This window comes from Nocardioides albidus (assembly GCF_006335005.1).
Classification (GTDB): Bacteria; Actinomycetota; Actinomycetes; order Propionibacteriales; family Nocardioidaceae; genus Nocardioides; species Nocardioides albidus.
This window is the reverse complement of record NZ_VDMP01000018.1, coordinates 12,197-35,583: the sequence shown is the minus strand read 5'-3', so window position 1 is coordinate 35,583 and position 23,387 is coordinate 12,197. Positions and strand designations below refer to the sequence as shown.

At 71.9% G+C, this 23,387-nt stretch carries 21 protein-coding genes; 10 read left to right on the top strand and 11 right to left on the bottom strand.

Going from position 1 to position 23,387, the window contains the following annotated elements; translation table 11 throughout:
- From FHP29_RS21550 to FHP29_RS05240, 3 genes are all read right to left on the bottom strand, one after another.
- Positions 1 to 493: hypothetical protein (locus FHP29_RS21550; protein ID WP_205013893.1), on the bottom strand; the 493-nt coding region annotated here is incomplete at its 3' end.
- Positions 494 to 573: 80 nt separating this feature from the next.
- On the bottom strand, positions 574 to 1,392 hold the full coding sequence (locus FHP29_RS05245; RefSeq protein WP_139621800.1) for an FkbM family methyltransferase: 819 nt from the start codon (positions 1,390 to 1,392) through the stop codon (positions 574 to 576).
- A complete protein-coding gene (locus FHP29_RS05240) occupies positions 1,389 to 2,699 on the bottom strand; it encodes an O-antigen ligase family protein (RefSeq protein WP_139621799.1) in 1,311 nt (436 codons plus the stop codon). Before FHP29_RS05240 ends, FHP29_RS05245 begins: the two co-directional genes overlap by 4 nt.
- 135 nt (positions 2,700 to 2,834) lie before the next feature.
- On the opposite strand from FHP29_RS05240, the gene FHP29_RS05235 reads away from it, so the two are divergent.
- Positions 2,835 to 4,106 (top strand): lipopolysaccharide biosynthesis protein, encoded by a 1,272-nt coding sequence (locus FHP29_RS05235; RefSeq protein ID WP_139621798.1) that lies wholly within the window; start codon positions 2,835 to 2,837, stop codon positions 4,104 to 4,106.
- Positions 4,107 to 4,150: 44 nt separating this feature from the next.
- Here the strand turns inward: FHP29_RS05235 and FHP29_RS05230 are convergent, their stop codons facing one another.
- Positions 4,151 to 4,426 carry a MoaD/ThiS family protein gene (locus tag FHP29_RS05230; protein WP_240044330.1) on the bottom strand — a complete coding sequence of 92 codons (276 nt, stop codon included), beginning with the start codon at positions 4,424 to 4,426 and terminating at the stop codon, positions 4,151 to 4,153.
- Positions 4,427 to 4,554: 128 nt separating this feature from the next.
- Here FHP29_RS05230 and FHP29_RS05225 point away from each other — a divergent pair, with 128 nt between their 5' ends.
- Positions 4,555 to 5,283: a winged helix-turn-helix transcriptional regulator gene (locus FHP29_RS05225; RefSeq protein WP_139621796.1), complete on the top strand. Its 729-nt coding sequence runs from the start codon at positions 4,555 to 4,557 to the stop codon at positions 5,281 to 5,283.
- 42 nt (positions 5,284 to 5,325) lie between these two features.
- Positions 5,326 to 6,150: an SGNH/GDSL hydrolase family protein gene (locus FHP29_RS05220; protein WP_139621795.1), complete on the top strand. Its 825-nt coding sequence runs from the start codon at positions 5,326 to 5,328 to the stop codon at positions 6,148 to 6,150.
- 6 nt (positions 6,151 to 6,156) lie between these two features.
- On the opposite strand, the gene FHP29_RS05215 is transcribed toward FHP29_RS05220, so the two are convergent.
- Positions 6,157 to 7,713 carry an FMN-binding glutamate synthase family protein gene (locus tag FHP29_RS05215; RefSeq protein ID WP_139621794.1) on the bottom strand — a complete coding sequence of 519 codons (1,557 nt, stop codon included), beginning with the start codon at positions 7,711 to 7,713 and terminating at the stop codon, positions 6,157 to 6,159.
- A 69-nt stretch (positions 7,714 to 7,782) separates the two neighbouring features.
- Here FHP29_RS05215 and mshD point away from each other — a divergent pair, with 69 nt between their 5' ends.
- From mshD to FHP29_RS05200, 3 genes are read left to right on the top strand one after another with little or no spacing between them, the layout of a single operon-like run.
- Complete coding sequence (mshD, locus tag FHP29_RS05210; RefSeq protein WP_240044329.1) at positions 7,783 to 8,655, top strand: mycothiol synthase; 873 nt, start codon at positions 7,783 to 7,785, stop codon at positions 8,653 to 8,655.
- A 30-nt stretch (positions 8,656 to 8,685) separates the two neighbouring features.
- Entirely contained in the window at positions 8,686 to 12,045 is a 3,360-nt protein-coding gene (locus tag FHP29_RS21545; RefSeq protein WP_158296470.1) for a PT domain-containing protein, read from the top strand.
- On the top strand, positions 12,027 to 12,644 hold the full coding sequence (locus FHP29_RS05200; RefSeq protein ID WP_139621793.1) for a PspA/IM30 family protein: 618 nt from the start codon (positions 12,027 to 12,029) through the stop codon (positions 12,642 to 12,644). Before FHP29_RS21545 ends, FHP29_RS05200 begins: the two co-directional genes overlap by 19 nt.
- Positions 12,645 to 12,691: 47 nt before the next feature.
- Here FHP29_RS05200 and FHP29_RS05195 read toward each other — a convergent pair whose 3' ends face one another.
- Positions 12,692 to 13,723: an alpha/beta hydrolase gene (locus tag FHP29_RS05195; RefSeq protein WP_240044328.1), complete on the bottom strand. Its 1,032-nt coding sequence runs from the start codon at positions 13,721 to 13,723 to the stop codon at positions 12,692 to 12,694.
- A 95-nt stretch (positions 13,724 to 13,818) separates the two neighbouring features.
- Here FHP29_RS05195 and FHP29_RS05190 point away from each other — a divergent pair, with 95 nt between their 5' ends.
- The 3 genes from FHP29_RS05190 (at position 13,819) to FHP29_RS05180 (ending at position 17,834) form a co-directional block, all read left to right on the top strand.
- A complete protein-coding gene (locus FHP29_RS05190; RefSeq protein ID WP_139621792.1) occupies positions 13,819 to 16,032 on the top strand; it encodes an RNA degradosome polyphosphate kinase in 2,214 nt (737 codons plus the stop codon).
- Positions 16,033 to 16,176: 144 nt separating this feature from the next.
- Positions 16,177 to 16,794: a DUF47 domain-containing protein gene (locus FHP29_RS05185; RefSeq protein ID WP_139621791.1), complete on the top strand. Its 618-nt coding sequence runs from the start codon at positions 16,177 to 16,179 to the stop codon at positions 16,792 to 16,794.
- Positions 16,795 to 16,805: 11 nt separating this feature from the next.
- Positions 16,806 to 17,834, top strand: coding sequence for an inorganic phosphate transporter (locus FHP29_RS05180; RefSeq protein WP_139621790.1), 1,029 nt, complete (start codon positions 16,806 to 16,808; stop codon positions 17,832 to 17,834).
- Between the two features lie 69 nt (positions 17,835 to 17,903).
- Here FHP29_RS05180 and FHP29_RS05175 read toward each other — a convergent pair whose 3' ends face one another.
- From FHP29_RS05175 to pstS, 5 genes are all read right to left on the bottom strand, one after another.
- The gene (locus FHP29_RS05175; protein WP_139621789.1) at positions 17,904 to 18,596 is read right to left on the bottom strand and encodes a winged helix-turn-helix transcriptional regulator; all 693 of its coding nucleotides are present in this window, start codon (positions 18,594 to 18,596) and stop codon (positions 17,904 to 17,906) included.
- Positions 18,597 to 18,599: 3 nt separating this feature from the next.
- Positions 18,600 to 19,379 carry a phosphate ABC transporter ATP-binding protein PstB gene (gene pstB / locus FHP29_RS05170; protein WP_139621788.1) on the bottom strand — a complete coding sequence of 260 codons (780 nt, stop codon included), beginning with the start codon at positions 19,377 to 19,379 and terminating at the stop codon, positions 18,600 to 18,602.
- Between the two features lie 3 nt (positions 19,380 to 19,382).
- Positions 19,383 to 20,438: a phosphate ABC transporter permease PstA gene (pstA, locus tag FHP29_RS05165; RefSeq protein ID WP_139621787.1), complete on the bottom strand. Its 1,056-nt coding sequence runs from the start codon at positions 20,436 to 20,438 to the stop codon at positions 19,383 to 19,385.
- The gene (gene pstC / locus FHP29_RS05160; RefSeq protein ID WP_240044327.1) at positions 20,435 to 21,403 is read right to left on the bottom strand and encodes a phosphate ABC transporter permease subunit PstC; all 969 of its coding nucleotides are present in this window, start codon (positions 21,401 to 21,403) and stop codon (positions 20,435 to 20,437) included. Before pstC ends, pstA begins: the two co-directional genes overlap by 4 nt.
- Before the next feature lie 79 nt (positions 21,404 to 21,482).
- Positions 21,483 to 22,580, bottom strand: a complete 1,098-nt coding sequence (gene pstS / locus FHP29_RS05155) for a phosphate ABC transporter substrate-binding protein PstS (RefSeq protein ID WP_205013891.1) — start codon at positions 22,578 to 22,580, stop codon at positions 21,483 to 21,485.
- A 245-nt stretch (positions 22,581 to 22,825) separates the two neighbouring features.
- Here pstS and FHP29_RS05150 point away from each other — a divergent pair.
- On the top strand, positions 22,826 to 23,387 hold a 562-nt coding region (locus tag FHP29_RS05150; protein WP_139621924.1), incomplete at its 3' end, for an ABC transporter ATP-binding protein.

The following is a 23,387-nucleotide window of genomic DNA, read 5'->3' as shown; positions in this document are numbered from 1 at the left end:
GGACCCACAGGTCGGGCCGAAGGCCGGGGAACGCCTCGTCGAGGATGCCGAGTCGCGGCAACGCGTCGATGAGGAAGTGGTAGTAGTTGTGCCCGGTCCCCCGCGCCGCCAGGACCGCGACCGTGCCGTCGATCCGCTCCGGCCGGGCCGGCCAGGGATTCAGGTGGACCGGGTGCTCGCGCCAGTCGGCGAGGCCGAAATAGTGGCTCGACTCGTAGTCGAGCCGACCGCCAGGAGTCACCACGGCGACGTGCCGCCCGAGCAGCCGGCCCTCGTCCATGTCCAGGACGAACGTCTCGGGCACCGGAGTGCGCAGCCGGGCCGCGAAGTACGCCGCTTCCGGCGGGTCCCCGACGGGTTGCTCCCGCACGTCGACCCGGGCCGGCGCCACCACGTGATGGCGCACCCCGGCCTCCGCGGCGGCGGACGACCGGGCGCTCGTCGTAGCCGTCCAGGGCAGGCCGCGGGCCACGCCGCCGGTGTGGCGACCCATGCGCCCGGCCACCCGCGCCCCTGCCCGATGCCCGCGCTTGACCAGGGGCCACAGCGGCTGGAGCCGACGCGGAAGGCGACTCACTGGCGAGTGAGCCAGATGACGCCGAGGCCGGGCTCGGTGCCCGGGTCCTGGCGCGCCGGCGTGAGCCCCAGCGGAGCGAAGAAGTCCAGGAGCTCCTGCAGGTCGTGACCGGCGACCGGGTGGTACTCCATGACGATCTTGCGGACCGTGCTCCACGACTCCGGCGAGGAGCGGAGGACCAGGTCGTACTCGGCGCCCTCGATGTCCATCTTCACGATCTCGACCGGGGTCGGTGCCAGCGCGACCGCGTTGTCGAAGGTCTCCGCCTCGACGGTGACCTCGCGCGCGCCGTCGGTCCGCATCCACTCGGGGGCGGTGAGCCCGTTGTGACCGCTGGCGGTGCCGCTGTCGAGGAAGGTGAACTCGCCGGTCTCGCCGGCCATCGCCTTGGCGTGGACCGTCACCCGCGACGCGAGGCCGTTGCCCTCCACGTTGCGGGCGATGTAGTCGGCACTGGTCGGCGAGGCCTCGTAGACCTGCACGTACGCCGCCGGAGGCGCCCGGGCGACCGCGAGGGCGAAGCTGCCGATCTGCCCGCCCACGTCGAGCACGGTGGCGTCGGACGACACGCCGGCGACCAGCGCCTCCATGTCGTAGGCGTCGTCGCCGAAGATCTCGAAGAGCGGGAAGCGGGCGCCGTTGGAGTTGGGGCACGTCACCACGTAGCCGTTGCGCATCTTGAAGGTCATCTCCGCGCGACGCCACGGGGTGCGCGCAGTGCCGAGGTCCCAGAAGACGGTCGGAAAGTTCCGGAACAGGGTCGGCGTCTGCCGGACGCGCTTGGCCAGATGCGTCGCGCTGCGCACGGTGCTCATGGAGAACCTCTCAGGTGATGGCGATCGCCGGCGAGACGACCGGTCCGATCTTCAGGGGGGATCGGCGACTCATCGGGTCGCCGGGTGTTCACCGACCACAACGCAGCAAGCATGGCCAGGGATACGGGTGCCCAGATGCCGCGGTCGTACAGGCTCGGGATCGTCGCGCCGAACCCCAGGTAGCCCCAGGTGGCGTAGGACAGCCGGCGGTGCGGTCCCTCCCCGAAGAGGGGTCGCGCCAGCGTGTACAGGACGAGCAGATAGCCGACCAGCCCGAAGACACCGGCGCCGACCGCCACCTCCAGGTAGTTGTTGTGGATGTCGAACAGGTCGATCAGCCCCGAGCCCGTCAACGGATGGTCCAGGAAGCGGCTGATGCCCTCCTGTTGGCCCAGCTCCCGCGCCTGGTCGGAGTACTGGGCGCCGCCACCGCCGGCGAGCCGGCCCAGCGACGAGTTCTCCCCCGCGACGTCGACGGCGAGCGGCAGCGCCACGACGACGAGCGCGCCCAGCATCGCCCAGACGAAGCCCAGGGCCGCCGATCGCTCCACGATCGGGACCATGATGATCAGCACGGCCAGCACCGCGGTGGCCGCGCGGCTGCCGCTGAGCAGGACCGAGTACACCGAGATCAGGCCGGCGCCGACCACGACCGCACGCCCGAAGGTCCCGCGATAGCGCCCGAACAGGTAGAGCGCGATGGCGAAGGTCAGCATCCCGGCCTGCGCGAAGTAGTTGAAGTGGGTCGCCAGGCCGCCGTACCGCCCCTGCTCCGTCGGACCGTCGAGGACGGCATAGGCCGTGCTCACCATGTGACCGGCGACGTAGCTCCACAGCAGCAGTTGGACGACCACCGGCTCCGGGCGCCACCACGCGATCATGATCGGTAGGCCGCCCATCACCATCAGCCAGAGCACGAGCGCCATCAGGCTCCCCGGCACCGACTCCGACACCAGGGACCCGATGCAGCCGGTGAGGAAGACGAGGATGATCCCCGCCAGATAGGTCGCCGGCAGACGCAGCGGCCGGGTGATCACGGTCGGGACGAGCAACACGAAGCCGAGCAGGAAGAGCAGGTCCGTCGGCGTCACCTGCGCGTCGGGGGACGAGGCGAGGCCCTTGTACATCGGCGCGGTGGCGAACGCGGCCATGAGGGTGGCGATGGCGCCGCGGCGGACGCCGACGACGGCGAGCAGCAGGACGAACGCCGCGACGCCCAGCGCGAGGAGCGGGAAGATCATGCCGCCCTGCATCGCGACGAGGACCAGCGCCGACGCCAGGAGCGTCGCCGCTATCGCGAGCGGCACCCCTCCGTACGAGCCCCGCGATGTCGCGAAGGTGCGCTCGCGGCCGGGCAGCCACCTGTAGGTTCTACGCGGCACGACACTCCTTCGACGACTGCTCGGAGTGTAGAACACGGCCCGACGCCGACGAGGACGAACGTGAGCGACAGGACCACTGCACCCGGGCGGGGCTTGACGACGGTCGCACTGATCGCCGTCGCGACGCTCGGCGTCCAGGCGATGACCCTGCTCACCGGCGTCGTCTCGGCGCGACTGCTCGGAGTCGAGGGGCGCGGACAGCTGGCCCTGATCGCCGCCGTCTCCGGTCTGTTCGCACGCCTCACCATGGGCGGCTCGCTGCCCGTCACGGTCTCGCAGCTCCTCGCCCGCGAGAGGCTCACCGCACGCGACGGGCTTCGACCGTTCGTGCCGCGCTGGTCCCTCGTCGCGCTGCTCCCCGCGGTTGCGGCCGGCACGTACGCCGGGTGGCTGCTGCGCGACGAGACTCCCCTCCTCACGACCGGCCTCGCGGCCGCCACCGCGGCGATGACCTACCAGGGCATCGCCAGCAGCCTCCTGGGCTCGGCCCTCCAGGGGGAGCTGGCATCCATCCGCACAGTGTCGCTGGGCGCGATCATGCTGGCGGTGCCCTTCCCCGTTGCGCTCGTGCTCGCCGTCGTCACCGTGGGCGTCGACGACGCCCTGACGATCGCGGCCATCCTCGTAGCCGCAGGCGTGGTCGGCCTGGTCCTCAACGTCCGGCTGCTCAAGCCGGCCACCGGAACGCCCAGCACCCTGGACGCCCGCGAGATCCGGCGCACCAGTCGCGCGAACTTCGTCGCGGCCGTGGGAACGATCAACGGCCTCGGCCTCGACCGCAACCTCGTCGGCGCCTGGCTGGGCACCGTCGCCCTCGGCTTCTACGCCGTCGGCGCGGCGTTCGCAACGCTCTCCACGATCATCGGCAGCGGGGTCGCCTCGCTCCTGCTCCCGCGCCTGGCGGCGACGGCGGACGACCCGGCCGAGCAGCGTCGGCGGATCCGGACCTGGCTGACCACGACCGCGATCCTGCTCGCCCTCCTCGTCGGCCTGCTCGAGGCGATCGTCGACCCGCTGATCCGCCTGGCCTTCGGCGAGGAGTTCGCCCCGGCCATCGAGATCGCCCGGTGGCTGATCCTCGCCGACGGACTGCTCGGCTTCCGCCGGCTGCCGATCTGCGTGCTGCAGGCGCGAGGCCGCGGGGGCGTGGCGTCGTCCATCGAGTTCGCGGTCACCGTCGTCGTGGTCGCCGGGATCGCCGTCGCGGCGGTGCTCGGCGAGCTCGTCCTCGTCGCGGTGGTGATGGCCGTCGGCGGCGTCCTCAGTCTCCTGCTCCTCGGGCTGACGGTCTGTCTCTGCGGCCCCCGGGCACTCCCGCGCCACCGCCGCTGACGGCCGTCCGCAGCACGCCCCGGCATCAGCCGATCAGCCCGGGATCAGCCGCCGGCGAACGGCGGCAGGAACTCGACCGTCTCCCCCGGGTGGATCACGACGGCTGCCGGGTCCCCCGAGGAGACGGGGCGCTCGCCGACCAGGACCGAGCAGACGCCGACCACCTCGGGCAGGCGCGTCCCCGGGTGCCGGCCGACCACTGCGGCGCGCAGCTCGGCGAGGGTCACCGGCCCGGCGACCTCGACATCCTCCTCCGCGACGCCCGCGGCGGAGCGGGCTGCCGCCCAGTACCGGACTCGGATGACCTGCGTCTCACTCACCTCGTGGAGCCTTCCCGGTTGCGCGTGTGTTTCGGTATCGTCCCTCATCACAGAACTGGCCGTTGCCCAGCGTTGCGTATCGGTCCGACACGGCGCCGCCACCTGCGCGCCGGTGAGGAGGCCAGAGCATGAGCACTCTCCTGCTGCTGACCAGCGCGCTGCAACCCTCGGCCGAGGTGCTGCCCGGCCTCGCCCTGCTCGGTCATCAGGTGCGCATCCTGCCCGCCGAGGGCAGCGCCCTGCTCGACGCGCCCGACTCCGACCTGCTGCTGGTCGACGGCCGGCAGGACCTCGCCGGCGCCCGCGACCTGTGCCGGCTGATCCGAACGACCGGGACCGACGCACCAGTCGTCCTGGTCGTCACCGAGGGCGGCCTCGCCGTCGTCCGCCACGACTGGGGCATGGACGACGTCGTCCTGCACACCTGTGGCCCGGCGGAGCTCGAGGCGCGGATCCGGCTGGCGATCGGCCGCCTCACCGCGGTCCGCGACGCGGCCGACCCCGACGCCCACCTGATCCGCTCCGGCGAGGTCGTGGTCGACGAGGCGACGTACACCGCCAAGGTCGGCGGCCGCACGCTCGACCTCACGTTCAAGGAGTTCGAGCTCCTCAAGTTCCTCGCCCAGCACCCCGGGCGGGTGTTCAGCCGCCAGCAGCTGCTGCAGGAGGTGTGGGGCTACGACTACTTCGGCGGCACCCGGACCGTGGACGTCCACGTACGACGCCTCCGCGCCAAGCTGGGTCCCGAGAACGAGACGCTGATCGGCACGGTCCGCAACGTGGGCTACCGCTTCGTCCTGCCCTCCAAGGAGTCCGACGGGGCCGCGGCACGCGAGCTGGAGGCCCGCGACGCCTGATCGGTGCCCGCGCGATCCGGTCATGCCCTAGGGTTCGGTCGCGTGAACGAGACCGGATTGCTCCCGACCCGGATCTTCATCCGGGGCGCCTCGACGGCCGGCTGGAGCAGCCCCATGGGCGGACCACGACAGGACCTGGGCTTCCCGCGGGTGATCGAGCGGGAGCTGCTCGCATCGGGCCAGCCCGCCGACGTGCGGCTGGTGACGGTCGGCGGCATGCCGACCTCGAAGGTCGTGCGGGAGTGGGAGCGTGACGTCGTCGGCTTCTCCCCCGACGTGGTCGTCTACATGGTCGGTCACTACGAGACGCTGCACGTGCTGTGGCCCAACTGGCTCGAGCGCCATGCCAACGCCTTCACCTGGCTGCCGCGGCGGTTGTCGACGGCGTACCGCAAGAAGGTGCTCCGGCCGGTATGGCGACTGCTGGTCCGACTGCAGACCGAGCTCGACCATCGGCTCCCCGCGCGGTTCGGTGAGCGCCGGGTGCGGAACGCGGTGGCGGACATCATGCGCGCCACCGCGCTGGTGCGGGACATCCAGAGCCCGCTGGTCGTCGTGATGGAGACGCCGCTGCCCGGTTCGCACGGCGTCGCCCTGTTCCCCGGGATGCCCCAGCGCGTCGACCTCCTCAACCGGCTGGTCGCCGAGGCGGTCGCCGCCCGCGGGGACGGCGAGGTGCAGGTGTTCGCGACGAACGCGATCGTGTCGGCGGCGTGCCCGAACCGGGACGAGGCACTGCCCGACGGCTTCCACTTCTCGCCGGCCATGCACGACGTGGTCGGGCGGGCGCTCGCCGCGCAGATCCAGGAGTGGACCGGCACGCAGTCGCACCTGGCGCAGCCGGACGCCGCCCGGGATCGACGCTGACGGCGTCTAACGGTTCTGGGTCGCCGAGCCCTTCTCGTCGAACCGCTCCTGCGGGTGCATCAGCCGGATGACCTGGTCCCTGAGGTCCGGGCCGAGCTCGCCCCATCCGTCCTTGTAGCCGTAGACCGACGCCAGCGAGCGGGCGTCGTAGTCGCCGTTGAAGATGTCGACGTCGGCGCAGGTGATCAGCGAGGGGTGGGCGACCCCGACCGCGGCGGAGACCCGGGTCAGCTCCTTGCGCAGGGTGCGCAGGTAGACCGCGCAGCGCTCCGCCTTGGAGACGGGGTCGAGGCCGTGCACCAGCCACGGGTTCTGGGTCGCGATGCCCGTGGGGCAGTGGTCGGTGTGGCACTTCTGGGCCTGGATGCAGCCGATGGACAGCATCGCCTCACGCGCGACGTTGATCATGTCGGCCCCGAGGGCGAAGGCGACGGTCGCGTTGTCGGGCAGACCCAGCTTCGCGGACCCGATGAACGCCACGTCGTCGGTGAGCCCCAGCTCGGCGAAGGTGCCGTAGACCCGCGAGAAGCCCATCCGGTAGGGCAGCGAGACGGAGTCGGCGAAGATCAGCGGCGCCGCCCCGGTGCCGCCCTCGCCGCCGTCGACGGTGATGAAGTCGACGCCGCGATCGCGCGGGGACATCAGCCGCGCGAGCTCCTCCCAGAAGTTCATCGCGCCGACGGCCGACTTGATCCCGACCGGGAGGCCGGTCTCGGCGCCGAGCATCTCGACGAAGTCGAGCATCGAGTCGACGTCGTGGAAAGCCGTGTGCCGTGACGGCGACGAGCAGTCCCTGCCTTCCGGGATGCCACGGATCTGCGCGATCTCGGCGGTCACCTTCGCGGCCGGCAGCAGTCCGCCCAGGCCGGGCTTGGCGCCCTGACTGAGCTTGATCTCGAGAGCCTTGACCGGCGCCGAGTCGGCCATCTCGAGCAGCCGGGGCAGGGAGAACGCTCCGTTCTCGTCGCGACAGCCGAAGTACGCCGTGCCGATCTGGACCACGAGGTCCGCGCCGTTGCGGTGGTACGGCGAGATCGCGCCCTCGCCGGTGTTGTGCAGGCAGCCGGCCGCCGCGGCGCCCTTGTTGATCGCCGTGATCGCGTTGGAGGACAGCGAGCCGAAGCTCATCGCGGACACGTTGACGACCGAGCCGGGCCGGAACGCCTTCGCCCGGCCGCGCGCACCGCCGAGGACCTTGGCCGCCGGCAGGGTCCAGTTGTGGTCCTGGTCGCTGGGGAGCTTGTCGGCGAAGGTGCGCTGCTTGATGTAGGCGTGGCCCTGCACGTGCTCGGTGTCGACGTCGGTGCCGAACCCGAAGTAGCTGTTCTGCTCCTTGCTGGAGGCATAGATCCAGGTCCGTTGGTCGCGGCTGAAGGGCCGCTCCTCCTCGTTGCTGGTCACGATGTACTGCCGCAGCTCGGGCCCGATCGTCTCCAGCCAGTAGCGCGCGTGCCCGAGGACCGGGAAGTTGCGCTGCAGCGCGTGCTTCTTCTGGACGAGATCGCGGGCGGCGAGGGCCCCGAGCGCCACCGCCGCTCCCCCGACGGCGCGGCTCAGTTTCATGGAGGCAGTCCTACCGTGCCGCGGCGGCACGTGTAAACGGTCGGACGGGCGACCGCTACGGTCGAGAGCGTGATCCTGGACCTCCCCCTGCTGACCGACCAGCCCGCGCTCGACGCCATCGAGCAGGTACGCCGGGCCGGCCGGGAGCACGACGGCACCGACCCCGTTGACGAGGCGGTGGCCCTGCGGCTCAAGCACCACGGGCTCGCCGGCATCGGCGCCTGGGTGACCGCTGACGGGTTCGCGCTGCGCCGCGACACCGCGCTCGACCTCGCTGTCGCCCCGGCCGCGCGCGGCCGGGGCCTCGGCGGCGCGCTGGCCGAGCGAGCGCTCGCCGAGCCCGGCCCGCTCACCGCCTGGTCCCATGGCGACCATCCCGCCGCCGCAGCGCTCGCCCGCCGGTGGGGACTCGCCCGCACCCGTGAGCTGTGGGTGATGCGCCGGCCCGCCGTCGTACCCCTGCCGGTGGCGGAGCCTCCCGCCGGCGTCCGCATCCGCGACTACGGCACCGGCGACGCCGAGGCGCTCCTCGCGGTCAACGCCGCCGCGTTCGCGCACCACCCCGAGCAGGGCTCGCTCGACGCCACAGGCCTGGCCGAGCGGATGGCCGAGCCGTGGTTCGACCCCGCGGGCCTGCTGCTCGCCGTCTCCGAGGAGGGCGAGCTCCTCGGCTTCCACTGGACCAAGCAGCACGACGCCTCCCTCGGCGAGGTGTACGTCGTCGGCGTGTCCCCCGCCGCGCAGGGCCGCGGGCTCGGCCGGGTCCTCACGGTGGCGGGGCTGCAGCACCTCGCCGCGCGCGGCGTGACCGAGGTGCTGCTCTACGTCGAGTCCGACAACTCACCGGCCCTGCGGCTCTACGGCGGACTGGGCTTCCAGCACGCACCCGCGGACACGCACGTGCAGTACCAGCGGACGGACCTCGGTGAAGTTTCTCCGTAACTCCATGACCGATGAGTAGATTTACCCATCATGAGCTCTGTCACCGACGGCGAGCCGGGTCCTGAGGACTCCCGGCTCGGCTCGTCGCGCCCTGGGCGCGGCCGGGGACGCAGGAGCCTGATGTGGCGCCGCCACGACGAGGCACCGGCGGTCGGGGACCTCGACGCCGACGAGATCCAGGAGCTCCTGCGCCGCAGCAACACCTCCGTGGCCCCCGCGGCCGACGCCGCGCACGCGCCGGCCGGTGACGACGGTGACGACTCCGTCGACGCCGCGCGCGAGGACATCGCGGGGCGGGTCGGCAACCGGACCGGAGCCCTGCCCGATCCGGGGGACCCCGAGATCGACTGGGCCTCGATGGTCGTGCCGCACGCCCCCGCCGAGGGCACGGACACGGACGCACGGCTGGCGGACCGCTTCGGGCCCGGCCCCTCCAGCGACTGGGCGAGCGTGATCGACCGCTCCCTGGGCCGGTCGTCGGCCGAGTCCACCGCGGGAGAACCGGCGGAGGAGACGACACGAGAGACCGCGGGAGAGACGCAGACGGGCTCGACGGCCGGCGACGACGACCCCGCCCCGCGCCCCCTGACCGAGCGCCTGGAGCGGATGCGCTCCGAGACCCCGGCGGCCGCGGACGAGGAGCCGCAGACGGACGTCGAAGACGACCCGCTGACCGCCGCGGCATGGACCGGTGACGACGCCTCCCCGTCCGCGCAGGAGACCGAGCCCGTCACGGAGGCCGAGCCGGAGCCGGCCGGCGAGCGGGGCCTGCCCGCCCACCGGCACAGCGACGAGGAAGCCGGCCAGCGGGTCATCGCCGATGCGTTCGACGGCGGGTTCGCCGAGCCGACGCCGGTCCCCGAGGCCAAGGGTCTGGCGCGCCTGCGCCGCCGCCAGGGCGCGGGCTCCGTGCCGAGGCCTCACGCCCGGCCGCTGCAGGACTTCGTGGAGCCGCCTCTGCTCGACGAGCCCATCCCGAACATCGACCGCACCTCCGACGTACCCCGTCGCCCGGAGGAGGTGCTCGCCCACGCCCGCGCCGAGATCGAGGCCGAGCTCGTCGAGGCGGCCCCCGCCGACGAGCAGACCACGCCCGACAACGCCGAGGTCGTCGCCGCCCTGGCGGCACGCCTGCGTCGCGATGCCGAGCTGGCCGCGGCCGAGCAGGCAGCCGAGCGGCTCGCGGCCGAGGAGGCCGCACGGCTCGCTCTCGATGCGCGCGCCGAGGCCGACCGACTCGCCGGCGACGCGTCCGCGCGACGCGAGGAGGCCGAGCTGCACGCCGTCGAGCAGGCCCGCCTGGCCGCCGAGGCCCACGCCGCCCGGGAGGCCGCCGAGGCGCGGGCCCGGGTGATGGCGGAGGCGGCCGCGGCCAGCGCCGCGGAGCACGCCGAGTTCGCCCGCCGCATGCTCGAGGAGCGCGAGGCGGTGGAGCGCACCTCGGCCGAGATCGCCCAGGCCCGGGCTCTCGCCGAGGAGGCCGCGCGTCAGCAGGCGGCACTGGCCCAGGACGCCCACCGTGCCGCCGAGGCCGCCGAGGAGCGGGCCCGCGTGCTCGCCGAGCAGGCCGCGGCGAGCGCTCAGGAGCACGGCGCCCTGGCTCGGCAGGCGGTCGAGGAGCGTGCGGTCGCCGAGCAGGCGGCCCGCGACCACGCCCGCCTCGCCCAGGAGGCCCAGGAGTCGCGCCGCCTCGCCGAGCAGGCCGCCCTCGAGCAGGCCGAGCTGGCGCGTCTCGCGCTGGAGACCGCCGAGGCCGCCGAGCGTCGCGCCGCCGACGCCGCCGCCCGCGCCGAGGAGCAGTCCGCGGCACGGGTCGCGGCCGACGAGTCCGCGATCCAGCAGGCGCGGCGTGCCGAGGAGGCCCACGAGGCCCGGCGCCTCGCCGAGGAGGCGGCCCGCCAGCAGCTCGAGCTCGCCGCCGAGGCCCAGGCCGCCGCCGCGTCGGCGCACGCCTCCGCCGCCGAGCTCGAGGCCGCACACGCCAGCACCGTCCAGGCATTGCGCTCCGACCTGGTCCAGGCCGAGGAGCGCGCCCTCGAGCACGCCCGCGCCCGCGCCGAGGCGGAGGCCCGCGCCGCCGAGCTCGCCCGCGAGCGCGAGCGCGCGCTCGCCGATGCGGCAGCGCTCGCGGAGCAGGTCGCCCAGATCCGTGCCCAGCTGCTCCCCGGGGCCGAGCTCCCCAGCACCCTCACCGCGCCGGCGACGCCGGAGCAGGCGCCGGAGCCCGAGCCGATCCTCGAGCCGGAGCCGGAGCCCGAGCCGGAGCCCGAGCCCGTCCTGTTCGTCGAGCCGGAGCCCGAGCCGACCCCCGAGCCCGAGCCGGAGCCGGAGCCGACCCCCGAGCCCGAGCCGACCCTCGAGCCGGAGCCCGAGCCCGAGCCCGGGCCGACCCCCGAGCCCGAAGGGGTCATGGCCGACCCCTTGGCCGACCCGCTCACCGATGTGGCGGCCCTGGTGGAGGCCGAGCCGGCGACGGACGTGCCTCCGGTCAGCGACCTGGCCGCGCAGATGGCGCAGATCCGCGCCCGGCTCGCCGGCGAGGAGGCGCCCACCGCGCCTGCCGGTCCCGCCGGTACCGAGCCGGAGGCGTCGGCGGTCGTGCTCGGGCGCCACGCGGAGCGCAGTCCGTCCCTCGTGGAGCAGTGGCGTGCCGGCGCGAGCGTGGCCGACCTGGCCGACCAAACCGACGGTGCCGACGAGACCGAGGAGTTCCTCGACGACGTCGAGACCCTCGACGTCGCGGCCGAGGACGCCGACGAGCCCGTGCTGACCGGCGAGGCACCGGAGCCGGTCGTCGTCCCCGAGCCCGTGGTCGAGACCGCGCCCGAACCGGCCGACGAGCCGGTGGTCCAGCCCGTTGCCCAGCCCGTCGCCCAGCCCGTCGCCCAGCCCGTCGCCCAGCCCGTCGCCCAGCCCGTCGCCCGGCCCGTCGCCCAGCCCGTCGACGAGCCGGCGGTCAAGCGCGTGCCCTTCCACGCCAAGCGCGGCACGGACAGCCTGGCTCCGCTCGCCATCCTGGGAGCCCTGGGCCTGGCTGCGATGGTCGCGCGGATGGCCATCAAGGGAACGCTGTGGGACGACGTCGCGTTCAGCGCCACCCTCACCGGCGTGGCCGCGATCCTCCTCGCCTTCGCGCTGAAGGCCAGCAACTCCTCGCGCAGCGTCAGCATCGACGAGGTCGGCGTCCTCAAGGTCACCCAGGGCGACACCAACAGCACCTTCGACCTGACCAGTCCCAACACCAAGATCGAGCAGACCGGCACTCCGGGCTCGCGCACCTGGCGCGTCCTCATCCTGCGCCGCAGCATGTCGCCGGTCGTGATCGACTCCCGCATGGTCGACGCCTCGACCTTCCTGGAAGCTCTGCGCCAGTGGCGACCGGACCTCTAGACGACGTCGACCCCGTCGTCGCCCTCCGGCTCGAGCGCGACGACCTGGCGCGCCGCCTCGCGGCCAGCCAGGACGAGGTCGCCCGCCTGTCGGCCGAGCTGGAGCGCTCGCGCGCCCAGGTCGAGGCGCTCGAGTCCGGTGACTCGCTGTCGCTCTTCGACGGCGGCCCCCAGCCGGGCGACCGGCTGACCGGCGACGGCAGCGACCCGCGGGTCCTCTCGATGGTGCTCGGCGCCACCGCGGTCGTGGCGGCCATGGTCGCCCTCCTGACCCTGCTCAACGGCAAGCTGGGCACGCCCTTCGGGATCGCGATCGTGCTCATCGCGGCAGGACTCGGCTGGGCCGCGGCCCGCACCCGCGTCGTGCCCGTCGAGGTGAGCGTCGTGCGAGGCGTCGTGTACGTCGAGCAGGGCGAGTCCACCCATCGCTTCGACCTCCGCAAGCCGGGGACCGCGGTCGAGATGGTCGCCAGCCCCGGAGATCCGCAGTGGGCGGTGCGGTTCCCCCGCAAGGGGATGGACCCGTTCGTGATCGACGCCTCGATGGTCGACCCCGAGGCGTTCGTCGGGCAGCTGCGCGAGCACCGCCCGCACCTCTGAGCCGGATCGATCCTCGTCGAGCCTGCTTCGGTCGCCCCTCCGCCTGATCAGTCGGCCAGGGCGGCCCGCAGGCGGGCGGCGATCTCCAGCACGGCGGACCGGCTGCTGCGGCCGACACCGACGATGTTGAGGAAGCCGTGGATCTGGTCGGCGTAGCGGCGCAGCTCGACCTCGGCGCCCGCCTCGGCCATCCGCCGCGCATAGCTCTCGCCCTCGTCGCGGAGCGGGTCGAAGCCGGCGGTGACCACGTGGGCGGGGGCGAGGCCGGCCGGGAGGTCGACGTCGAGCAGGTTGACCCGGGGGTCCCTCCGGTCGTCGGGGCCGGGCAGGTAGATGTCGTTGGCGGAGTCGATCGACTCCTTCGTCAGGTAGAGGCCCTCTCCGAACAGGCGCAGGCTCCCCGACTCGCCCGAGTCGCGGCCGTTGTCGACGCAGGGGTAGACCAGCAGCTGGAAGGCCAGCGGGAGGCCGCTGCGGGCCGCGGTGATGGCCGCCCAGGCCGCGAGATTGCCCCCGGCGGAGTCGCCACCGACGCCGACCCGGGCGGGGTCGACACCCAGCTCGCCGGCGTGCTCGTGCGCCCAGCGCACGGCCGCCTCGGCGTCGTCGAAGGCCGCGGGGAACGGCGCCTCGGGGCCGACGCGGTACTCGACCGCCAGCACGCGGACGCCCGACTCCTCCGCGAGCAGCCGGCACGGCGCGTCGTGGGAGGCGAGGTCGCCGTACAGGAAGCTCCCGCCGTGGAGGAAGACCAGCAGCCCGGAGCCGGCGGGCCGCGACGGCTCGTAGAGCCGGGCGGGCCGGTCGGCGACGGCGAGATCGCGGATGGCGCCGATCGGCTGCCGCCCACCGACGAGGACGGCGCCCTCCAGCATGGACGCGCGCGCCTGCGCGACGCTCTCGCCGCCGAGGTCGCCCTTGCGGGCCAGCCGCTGGAGCGTGAGCATCACCCGCAGGTCGGGGGCCAGCGTCTGGCCGTCGATGACGAGGTCGCCGCCGCCGAGCAGCCGCTGCGCTCGGGCGGGCAGGCCCATCACGGTCGCGAGGGCTCGGGCTTCGACGGCGATGCGCAGGCTCACCGCTTCAACCTACTTCGGGTACGCCGAGCAGGCGGATCCGGTCCGCGCACGTCGACGTCACCCGTCGTTCACCCGGAGGTGCCAGACTCGCGGGCATGTCCAGCGAGCAGCATCCGACGCCCCTCCTGCCCGACGACGAGACCGACGGAGCCGACGTGGGCACCGGCCTGGTCGCCGTGCCCGCGGAGGACGCCGCACCGCAGGACGCCGCACCCCAGGACGCCTACATCCCCGACCCGGAGCTGGTCGCGGCGATCGAGGCGACCGAGCACCGGTTCGTGGACCGTGAGCTGTCCTGGCTGCGGTTCAACGAGCGGGTGCTCGAGCTGGCCGAGGACGAGCAGCTCCCGCTGCTGGAGAGGGTCCGCTTCCTGGCGATCTTCACCAGCAACCTCGACGAGTTCTTCATGGTCCGGGTGGCCGGTCTCAAGCGGCGCATCGCCACGGGCCTGGCGGTCCGCGCGGCCAGCGGCCTGATGCCGTTGGAGGTGCTCGAGTCCATCTGGCGCCGGTCGGCCGAGCTCAGCCAGCGCCACGCGCACACGTTCCACGACGGCGTGGTGCCGGCGCTGCGCGCCGAGGGCATCGAGCTGGTCCGCTGGGCCGACCTCGACCGCGACGAGCAGAAGGAGTGCAAGCGGCTCTTCAAGGACCGGATCTTCCCGGTCCTGACCCCGCTGGCGGTGGACCCCGCCCACCCCTTCCCCTACATCTCGGGCCTCTCGCTCAACCTCGCCGTGGTGGTGCGCAACCCGAAGTCGGGCAAGGAGCTGTTCGCGCGGGTGAAGGTGCCGTCCAACTTCGACCGCTTCGTCTCCCTCGGCAATGCCCGCTTCGTGCCCCTCGAGGACGTCATCGGCGCCCATCTGCGCCGGCTGTTCCCCGGCATGGAGGTGCTGGAGGCGCACACCTTCCGCGTCACCCGCAACGAGGACCTCGAGGTCGAGGAGGACGACGCCGAGAACCTCCTCGCCGCGCTCGAGAAGGAGCTGCTGCGCCGCAAGTTCGGCCCCCCGGTGCGCCTCGAGGTCGAGGAGTCGATCGCCCCGTCGGTGCTCGAGCTGCTCGTCTCCGAGCTCGACATCAGCGAGAACGAGGTGTTCCGCCTGCCCGGCCCGCTCGACCTGCGCGGCCTGCACTCGATCGCCGACCTGCCGCGCGAGGACCTGAAGTACCCCTCCTTCGTGCCGAGCACCCACACCCGGCTGGCCGAGTTCGAGTCGGCCGCGCCGGTCGACGTGTTCAAGGCGCTGCGCCGACGCGACGTCCTGCTGCACCACCCCTACGACTCGTTCGCCACCTCGGTGCAGCGGTTCATCGAGCAGGCCGCCGCCGATCCGCACGTGCTGGCGATCAAGCAGACCCTCTACCGCACCTCCGGCGACTCCCCCATCATCGACGCCCTCATCGACGCCGCCGAGGCCGGCAAGCAGGTGCTCGTCCTGGTGGAGATCAAGGCCCGCTTCGACGAGCAGGCCAACATCCGGTGGGCGCGCAAGCTGGAGCAGGCCGGCTGCCACGTCGTCTACGGTCTGGTCGGGCTCAAGACCCACTGCAAGCTGGCGATGGTGGTCCGCGACGAGGGCGAGCAGTCAGGCGGCATCCGTCGCTACACCCACATCGGCACCGGCAACTACAACCCGAAGACCTCCCGGATGTACGAGGATCTGGGCCTCCTCACGACCGACGACACGATCGGCGAGGACGTCGCGCACCTGTTCAACAACCTCTCGGGCTGGTCGCGCAAGGCGACGTACGACGAGCTGCTCGTCGCGCCCGACTCGGTCCGCACCGGGCTGATCGACCAGATCAACCGCGAGATCGAGCACGCGAAGGCCGGTCGACCGGCAGGCATCAGGTTCAAGGCCAACTCCGTCGTCGACGAGGAGACGATCGACGCGCTCTACCTCGCCTCCTGCGAGGGCGTGCCCGTCGAGCTGCTCGTCCGCGGCATCTGCGCGCTGCGCCCGGGAGTGCCGGGGCTGAGCGAGAACGTCAAGGTCCGCTCGATCCTCGGCCGCTTCCTCGAGCACAGCCGCGTGTTCTCGTTCGAGGGCGGCGGCGAGCCGAGCACGTGGATCGGCTCGGCCGATCTCATGCACCGCAACCTCGACCGGCGCGTCGAGGTGCTGGTGCGCCTGCCGGAGTCGAGCCGCGACGAGGTACGACGCCTGCTCGACCTCGCGTTCGCGCCGACCACCAAGGCCTGGGAGCTCGGCGCCGACGGGGAGTGGAAGCGCAACGCCGGCACCGACCACCTCCAGGAGCGGCTGATCGAGCAGCAGCGCAGGCGCCGTACCAGCGACTGAAACCCCGGGCTGACCTGCGGCGATACGACCGAGGGTCGAGGCGAGTGCGCCGCGACACAGCGCACGCGATCACCCGCGGTTGCGTTCACGGGACGCTCACCCCCTAGCATGAGCGAGTTCGCCTCCGCCTCAACGGGAGTCCAAGTGGGTCTGCGTCTGCGTCCGGTCGATACTTCCTTCTACGACCTCTTCACCCAGTCCGCCCAGCACCTCGTGGGTGGAGCCGAGATCCTCGCCGAGATGCTGTCGGAGTCCTCGGACAAGGCCGGCGTCGCCGAGCGGATGCGTGCCGCCGAGCACGCCGCCGACGAGACGACGCACGCCATCGTGAAGAAGGTCAACAGCACCTTCGTGACGCCGTTCGACCGCGAGGACATCTATGCCCTCGGCTCGGGACTCGACGACGTCATGGACATGATGGACGAGGCGGTCGACCTGATCCTCCTCTACGAGGTCGAGACGCTGCCGGGCGAGCTGTCCGAGCAGGTCGAGGTCCTCCAGCGGTGCGCCGAGCTGACCGCGGCGGCGATGCCGCGCCTGCAGTCGATGCAGTCGCTCGACGACTACTGGATCGAGATCAACCGTCTCGAGAACACCGGCGACCGCAACCACCGCCGCACGCTGGCCAAGCTGTTCTCCGGCGAGTACCCGACCATCGAGGTCCTCAAGCTCAAGGACATCGTCGAGTCCCTCGAGAGCGCGATCGACGCGTTCGAGAAGGTCGCGAACATCGTCGAGCAGATCGCCGTCAAGGAAGGCTGACCGGTCCTCCCATGACCCTCACCCTGGCGATCGTGATCGCCGTGGTCGTCATCGCCTTGGCGTTCGACTACACCAACGGCTTCCACGACGCGGCCAACGCGATCGCGACCTCCGTCTCCACCCGGGCGCTCACGCCGCGGATCGCGCTCACCCTGGCCGCCGTCATGAACTTCATCGGCGCCCTGCTCGGCCAGGAGGTCGCCAAGACCGTGGCCGACGTCATCACGATCGAGGACGAGAGCGGCACCCTGCAGGTCGGGGTGCACCACGGCCTGGTCATCGTGATGGCGGGCCTGCTGGGCGCGATCATCTGGAACCTCATCACCTGGTACTACGGCCTGCCGTCGTCCTCCTCGCACGCCCTCATCGGCGGCCTGGTCGGCGCGGCGGTCGCCGGCGGGGTCAGCGTCAAGTGGGACACCATCGTGCAGAAGGTGCTCATCCCGATGGTGATCTCGCCGCTGTTCGGCTTCTGTGCGGCGTTCGCGGTGATGACGGCGATCCTGTGGATCTTCCGCAAGGGCAGTCCGCACAGGATCAATCGCGGCTTCCGTGGCATGCAGACCGTCTCGGCCGCGGCGCTCGCCCTCGGGCACGGTCTGCAGGACGCGCAGAAGACGATGGGCGTCATCCTGCTGGCCCTGGTCGTCGCCTATCCGGGGACCTACGACATCGAGACGCTCCCGATCTGGGTCGTGCTCGCCGCGGCGGGCGCCATCTCCGCGGGCACCTACGCCGGCGGCTGGCGGATCATGCGCACCCTGGGCCGCAAGATCATCCACCTCGACCCGCCGCGCGGCTTCGCCGCCGAGTCGGTCGGTGCGGGCGTGCTCTACACGACGGCGTTCGTCTTCCACGCGCCGATCTCGACCACCCACACCATCACCTCGGCCGTGATGGGCGCCGGCGCGACCAAGCGGTTCTCCGCGGTCCGCTGGGGGATGGCGCGGACCATCCTGATGGCGTGGGTCTCGACGTTCCCGGCCGCCGCGCTCGCCGCGTGGGGCTGCTACGAGATCCTGCACCTCATCCTTCTGTGATCGTCCGCCGACGATAGTGCCGGCCCAAAGCACCGTCGCGATCGCGAATCGGGTGCTTTAGGCCCGGGACTATCCCACGGTGAGGCTGTAGCCCCGACCTCGGATCCGGCGTACGTCGACGACGCCGGCCAGTCGCGCTCGGAGCCGGGTGGCGTGCATGGCGATCGTGTTGCCGCCCGGGCGGCGGCCCTCGGCGCCCCACAGCGCGTCGCGCAGCTCGTCGTCCGTGACGACACCGGGCGCCTCCAGCATCAGTGCACGGAGCAGCTCGAACTCCTTGAGCGGGAGGTCCGGGATCCGCTCGCCGTGGACCCGGACCCGGTACGCCGTCGCGTCGAGCTCGATCGGCCCGAACTCCAGTCGGGCATGGTCGGCGACCGATCGCGGGGCGTGGGTGATGAGCTCCCACAGCCGCTGCGCGGCGTAGGGCCGCGGCAGGACGGCCGCGGCGCCGGCGAGCAGCAGGGGGCCGCTGTCGCCGGGGTGGTCGGCCGCCCCGGCGATGACGTACGGAGAGCCGTGGCCGCGGATCAGCCCGACGAAGTCCGCGGGCGCGATCCCCGGGGCGTCAGGTGCGACGACGACAGCGTGCGGGTCGGTGCGGCCGTAGGCGATCAGCGCGTCGAGGGTCGAGCCGACCCAGGTGACGTGCACCCCGCGGCCCGCCATGGCGCGCGCGAGAACACCGTCGTCCGCGTCAGGGTCGACGACGAGGAGCTGTGCCCCCGTCGACTCGATCCAGCGACGAAGCTGGGGGCGCACCACTCACCCGAAGCGGCCGGAGATGTAGGCCTCGGTCGCCGGGTCGTCGGGGTTGGCGAACATCTTCTTCGTCGGGTTGAACTCGACCAGGTGCCCGGGCTCGCCGGTGGCCTTGAGGTTGAAGAAGCCGGTGTCGTCGGAGACGCGGGCCGCCTGCTGCATGTTGTGGGTGACGATGACGATCGTGAAGTCGTTCTTGAGCTCGTGGATCAGGTCCTCGATCGCGGAGGTCGAGATCGGGTCCAGCGCGGAGCACGGCTCGTCCATGAGCAGCACCTGCGGCTCGACGGCGATCGCCCGCGCGATGCACAGGCGCTGCTGCTGCCCGCCGGAGAGGCCCATCCCGGGCTTGTTGAGCCGGTCCTTGACCTCGTTCCACAGGTTGGCGCCGCGCAGCGACCTCTCGACGACCTCGTCGGCGGCGGACTTCTTCATCTTGCCCGCGTTGAGCTTGAGTCCGGCGAGGACGTTGTCGTAGATCGACATCGTCGGGAACGGGTTCGGCCGCTGGAAGACCATCCCGACCTGGCGGCGTACGGCGACCGGGTCGACGCCGGGATCGTAGAGGTCCTGGCCGTCCACGACGATCTTGCCCTCGACCCGCGCGCCCGGAATCACCTCGTGCATGCGGTTGAGCGAGCGCAGGAAGGTCGACTTGCCGCAGCCGGACGGACCGATGAACGCGGTCACCGCGCCGGCGCGGATGGTCATGTTGACGCCCTCGACGGCGAGGAAGTCGCCGTAGTAGATGTTGACGTCGGAGATGTCGATGCTCTTGGCCATGGGTCAGCCCTTCTTAGGGGAGAAGATCTTGCCGATGATGCGGGCCACGAGGTTGAGCACCATCACGATGACGATCAGGATGAAGGCGGCGCCCCAGGCGATCGCCTCGGCGGGGGCGTCGCCGCGCAGGTTCTGCCCGTAGATGAGGACCGGGAGGGTCGTCATCGCGCCGTCGAACAGGTTCATGTTGGTGCGGTCCGTCGCACCCGCGATCAGCAGCAGCGGAGCGGTCTCGCCGATGACGCGCGAGACGGCGAGCGTGATGCCGGTGAGGATCCCGCCGAGCGCGGTGGGCAGCACGATCCGCACGATCGTCTTCCACTTGGGCGTGCCGAGCGCGTACGACGCCTCCCGCAGGTCGTCGGGCACCAGCAACAACATCTCCTCCGTGGCTCGCACCACGATGGGGATCATCAGCAGCGACAGGGCGACGGAGCCGCCGATGCCGGAGACGTAGGCGGGTCCGAAGATCAGCGTGAACAGCGCGAAGGCGAACAGGCCGGCGACGATCGACGGGATGCCGGTCATGACGTCGACCAGGAAGGTGATCGCCTTGGCGAGCTTGTTGCCCTTGCCGTACTCGATCAGGTAGATCGCCGCCATCACACCGACCGGGACCGAGATCACCGCGGCGCCGAGGGTGATCAGCAGGGTGCCGATGATCGCGTGGTAGACCCCGACGGGCTGGTCGATCTGGGTCTTGAAGAAGGAGTAGCTGAGGAAGACGCCGTCGACGCGCTCGGCGCCCTTGCTGACGACGCGCCAGATCAGCGACACGAGCGGCACGACGGCGATGGCGAAGGCCGTCCAGATCAGGCCGGTCATCAGCCGGTCGGTGGCGCCCCGCCGTCCCTCGATGGCCAGCGACCAGGCCGGCAGCACGAGGAGGAAGGCGAGGGCGCCGAGGACCGTCGCGCTCACCACGCCGACGCCGAGCACCAGGAGCAGGGCGCCGAAGGAGAGCGCGATCACGCCCACGATGGTGGGAGCCTGCCGCGGGAGCCGCGGCTGGACCAGCGAGACGTGGACCCGCGTCTGGACCTCTTCGAGGGTGCTCATCGGGCCATCCGCCTCTCGCTGCGGCCCACGATCCAGCGGGCGAGGAAGTTGACGAGGAAGGTCATCAAGAAGAGCACGAGGCCGGTCGCGACGAGCACGTTGAGCAGATCCGCGCTGCGCTCCTTGTACTTCAGCGCGATGTTGGCGGCGATCGACGTCGGACTCGAGGTGGCGATGATGTTCCAGGACAGGTCGAAGCCCACCGAGAGCACCATCGTCACGGCCATCGTCTCGCCGAGCGCGCGGCCCAGGCCGAGCATGACGGCGGAGACCATGCCCGAGCGGGCGTAGGGGAACACGGTCATCCGCACCATCTCCCAGCGCGTGGCGCCGAGGGCCAGGGCGGCCTCCTCGTGCAGACGCGGCGTACGCGAGAACACCTCGCGGGTGATGGCGGTGATGATCGGGAGGATCATGATCGCGAGCACGATCCCGGCGGTCAGCACCGAGCGGCCCGCGGGGTTCGGCTCGCCGAAGAGCTCGCCCACCAAGGGGATCGGGCCGAGCGTCTCGTGCAGCCACACGTGCAGGGGGACCAGCTGCTTGGCGAGGAAGAACGCGCCCCAGAGGCCGTAGACGACCGACGGCACGGCGGCCAGCAGGTCGATCACATAGGCGACCGGCGCCGCGATCCACCGCGGTGCGTAGTGGCTGATGACCAGGGCGATGCCGAAGGAGAGCGGGACGGCGATGATCAACGCGATCACCGAGGCGGTGAAGGTGCCGACCAGCAGCGGGACGACGTACCCGAGGAAACTCTCGGCGTGCGGCCCGTAGACCTCGGTCGGCTTGGTGAAGCCCGACGCGCCCTTGACCGCGAGGAAGATGAAGACGCCGGCCAATGCGGCCAGGATCGTCAGTCCCGCGGCGAGCGCGGTTCCGGCGAAGATGCGGTCGCCGACGCCGGCGCGGGCGCTCGCCCAGTTCGCGGAGACGTCCTCGGTCTCGGCGGTGGGTGCTGTCACTGCTGTCACCTCGTCGTTGGGTGGGGGCATGGCGCGAGGGGTGGTGACGGGGATCGCCCGTCCCACCCCTCGCGGAGACTCACTTGGCGGCGATGCCCGCCACGATCTCCTGGGCCTTGCTGGCGGTCTCGGGCGCGAGCTTGGCGGAGCCGGCGAACTCGGCCGACTCGGCCTGGCCCTCGTCGGAGACGATGTAGCTCAGGTAGCCCTTGACGTTGTCCGCCTCGGCCTGGTCCTCGTAGGTCTCGCAGGCGATGAGGTAGGACAGCAGGATGACCGGGTAGGCGCCGGCCTCCGTGGTGTTGCGGTCGACGTCGACGGCGATGTCGGTCTCGTCGCGACCCTCGACGACCGGGGAGACGGCGACGGTCTTGGCGGCGCCCTCCGGGGACGGCGCGACGTACTCCTCGCCGACCTTGACCGAGACGACGTCGAGGTCGCCGGTCTGGCTCGCGTCGGCGTAGCCGATGGCGCCGTCGGTGTCGCCGATCTGCTTGACGACACCGGAGGTGCCCTCGGCGGAGAGGCCGCCGGAGACCGGGAACGCGTCCTCGGCCTCGTACTTCCAGGCCTCCGGCGCGACCTTGCCGAGGTAGTCGGTGAAGTTCTTGGTCGTGCCCGAGTCGTCGGCGCGGTGGACCGGCGCGATCTTCAGGTCGGGGAGCTTGACGTCGGGGTTCTGGGCGGCGATCGCCTTGTCGTTCCAGTTGGCGATCTTGCCGTCGAAGATCTGCGCGATCGTCGTGGCGTCGAGGTTGAGGGTGTCGACGTCCGGGATGTTGAAGGCGACCGCGATGGAGGAGATGTACGCCGGCACCTCGACGATGTTGCCGCCGCAGCGCTCCTTCGCGGCGTCGATCTCCTCGTCGGAGATGTAGGAGTCGGAGCCGGCGAACGACAGGGCGCCGCTGGTGAACTGGCTGCGGCCGTCGGTCGAGCCGAGCAGGGCGTAGTCGATGGTGAGGCCGCTGTTCTGGCCCTGGAACGCGGTCTTCCACGCCTCCTGGGCCTTCTCCTGCGACGTCGCGCCGCCACCCTTCAGGTTGCCGCTGAGGCCGGTGGCGCCGGCGCCGTCGTCGCTGGCGCCGTCCTCGTTGGAGGCGCCGCAGGCGCTCATGAGCAGGGCCAGAGCAGCGACACCGGGCACCGCGGCGCGGCGGATGGACAAGATGTTCAAGGAACTGCCTCTCGGAGGTGAGGGGCTCTCGTTCCCGCCCCTCAGTTCGTTCTGGACAGTCGTGAAGTTAGGCAGCGTCGGTAACGCAACCCACCGGCGGACCTGAACGAACGGTGAACAGTGGCGGTCGGGGTGGCGCACCCCTGTGATGGAGACCTCGCCGATCGGAGGTGAGGAGACTTACCCAATCTCATCGCATCCGCATTCCGACCCGGGACTGCGGGAAGTCGACCCTGCTCCGCTCGATGACCCGCCTGCCGCCGCCGCGCTCGGGGCGGGTCCTGCTCGACGGCAAGGAACTGCACTCGCTGCCGGCCAAGCAGCCGGCTCGCCGGCTGGGACTGCTGCCGCAGTCGCCGATCGCGCCGGAGGGGATCACCGTCGGCGACCTGGTCGACCACGCCGTCGACGAGCTCTCCGGCGGTCAGCGCCAGCGGGTCCGGATCGCGATGGCCCTGGCCCAGGAGTCCGAGATCCCGTTGCTCGACGAGCCGACCACCTTCCTCGACGTCAGCCACCAGGTCGAGGTCCTGGACCTGCTCACCGACCTCAACCGGGCCAAGGGCACGACGATCGTGATGGTGCTGCACGACCTCAACCTCGCCGCGAGGTACGCCGACCACCTCGTCGCCCTGCACGACGGGCGGCGCTACGCGGCCGGCCATCCCCGCGACGTACTGTCCCCCGGCCTGGTCCAGGACGTCTTCGGCCTGCCCTGCACCGTCATCGACGACCCGGTCTCCGGCAAGCCCCTCATGATCCCCGTCGGTCGCCACCACGTGCAGCTGTCGGAGGTCGCGGGTCGTT